This is a genomic window from bacterium, from assembly GCA_016873475.1.
Lineage (GTDB): Bacteria > Krumholzibacteriota > Krumholzibacteriia > JACNKJ01 > JACNKJ01 > VGXI01.
Genome location: VGXI01000341.1, coordinates 1 through 2,318, shown reverse-complemented (window position 1 = coordinate 2,318; position 2,318 = coordinate 1). Strand labels below are relative to the sequence as shown.

At 67.3% G+C, this 2,318-nt stretch carries 2 protein-coding genes; both read right to left on the bottom strand.

Annotated elements, in window-relative coordinates:
• Nucleotides 1-1,352: cytochrome c oxidase accessory protein CcoG (ccoG, locus tag FJ251_15565; GenBank protein MBM4119121.1), on the bottom strand; the 1,352-nt coding region annotated here is incomplete at its 3' end.
• A 60-nt stretch (nt 1,353-1,412) separates the two neighbouring features.
• Nucleotides 1,413-2,318: cytochrome-c oxidase, cbb3-type subunit III (gene ccoP / locus FJ251_15560; GenBank protein MBM4119120.1), on the bottom strand; the 906-nt coding region annotated here is incomplete at its 5' end.

The following is a 2,318-nucleotide window of genomic DNA, read 5'->3' as shown; positions in this document are numbered from 1 at the left end:
GGGTTGGAGCCGCGCTTGCCGGCCTCGGGGTTCACGCGCACGCGCACGGCGACGGCCTGCGTGCTGGCCGGCGGCGCCTCGACGACGCGCTCGGTGACGATCTGGATGCCTTCGAGTCCGGTCACGGCCAGCGCGAAGCGGCGCGGCGCCTCGGCCAGGTTCATGATCTGCAGCCGGTAGACGTTTTCGATCAGCCCGGCCTCGACCTCGCGCGCCAGCGTCGCGCGATCTCGGATGACATCCACCTTGAGCGGCTGGCGCAAAGTCAGTCCCGTCGCGGCGGCGGCGACGATGGCGCAGAGGATCGCGCCATACAGCAGCGTGCGCGGCCGCAGGATGTGGGCGACGATCTCCTTGCGTCCCCAGTGCTCGGCCAGGGCGTGTTCGGTCGAGTAGCGGATCAGGCCGCGCGGGTAGTTCATCTTGTCCATCACCTGGTCGCAGGCGTCGATGCAGGCCGAGCAGCCGATGCACTCGTACTGCAGGCCTTTGCGAATGTCGATGCCGGTCGGGCAGACCTGCACGCAAATGCCGCAGTCGACGCAGTCGCCTTTGCCCGCCGCCTTGTAATCGGCCTTCCTCGAGCGCGCTCCGCGCGGCTCGCCGCGCTCGGCGTCGTAGGTGACGATGAGCGTGTCCGGGTCGAACATGACGCCCTGGAAACGGGCATAGGGGCACATGTACTTGCACACCTGCTCGCGCATGAAGCCGGCGTTGCCCCAGGTGGCGAAGCCGTAGAAGAAGATCCAGAAAGTTTCCCACGGCCCGAGCTGCCAGCCGGCGAACGAAGCCGCCAGCGTCTTGATCGGCGTGAAATAGCCGACGAAGGTGAAGCCGGTCCACAGCGCGATTGCGATCCACACCGCGTGCTTGCCCGCCTTGCGCCCGAATTTGCCGGCCGTCAGGGGCGCGGCATCGAGCTTCATGCGCGCCGCCCGGTCGCCCTCGAACAGCTTCTCCACCCACATGAAGATTTCCGTGTAGACGGTCTGCGGGCAGGCGTAGCCGCAGAACAGGCGCCCGGCCACGGCGGTGAACAGGAACAGGGCCAGCGCCGAGATGATGAGCAGGACGGCGAGGTAGAACACGTCCTGCGGCCAGAACACCAGGCCGAACAGGTAGAACTTGCGCTCGACGATGTCGAACAGCACCGCCTGGCGGCCGTTCCATTCGAGCCAGCACAGGCCGTAGAAGATGGCCTGCGTGATCCAGACGAGGATCCAGCGCCAGTTGGCGAAGGTGCCGCTCACGCTGCGCGCGTAGATCTTTTTCTCCGATTCGTAGAGGGAATCCTCCTTGATCGGAATGACCTTCGCGCCGGCGGCGGCCGGCTTGGGGGCGGGTTGCGCCATGTTGTGTCGGGGGAAGCATGCCCCGGGAGTCGTGCCCCCGGGGTCGTTATTGTGACAGGCTTACTTCTTGTCGGTTCCGCCCTGCGACAGCCCGTACACATAGGCGGCCAGCAGGTGGGATTTCGCCTCGCCGAGGAACTCCCTGTGGGCGGGCATCTTGTTGCTGCGTCCCTTGGAAATGGTCTCGACGATGACGGCTTCGGACGAGCCGTAGAGCCAGATCGAGTCGGTCAGGTTGGGCGCGCCCACCGCCTGCATACCCTTGGCGTCGGGGCCGTGGCAGCCGGCGCAGCCGGCCGTACCGAAGGCCTCCTTGCCGCGGGATGCGCGCGCCGCGTCGTGGGCGAGCTTGTCCGGCGTGAGCGAGCGCACGTAGTGGGCGAGGTCCTTGACGGTCTCCGCCCCGAGCTGCGCGTGCGGCGGCATGATGCCCTGGCGGCCGTCGAGGATGGCGGCCTTGATCTGATCGGGCTCGCCGCCCCACAGCCAGTCGCCGTCGGCGAGGTTGGGGAAGCCCCTGGCACCGCGCGCGTCCGAACCGTGGCACTGGGCGCAGTAGGTCTGGAACAGGCGCTCGCCCATCTTCCTCGCTTCCGGGTCGGCCGCCACGGCCTTCACGTCCTGGCCCTGGAACTTGGCGAAGATCGGCGCGTACTGCGCCTCGGCCTGCTTCATCTCGCCCTCGTACTGGCCGCGCGAGCTCCACTTGAAGGCGCCCTCGTAGCTGCCCAGGCCCGGATAGACGGCGAGATAGCCGAGCGAGAAGAACACGGTGATGTAGAAGAGCCAGCTCCACCAGCGCGGCAGCGGGTGGTTGTACTCCTGCAGGGTCTCGTCCCAGACGTGGCCGGTGGTGCCGGTCTCGCCCGCCGCGTTGGCCTTGGCCCTGCCCTGCGACCAGAGGAACACGCCGCATCCGACGATGCTGACCAGGCTGATGAGCGCCACATAGACGCTCCAGAAAAA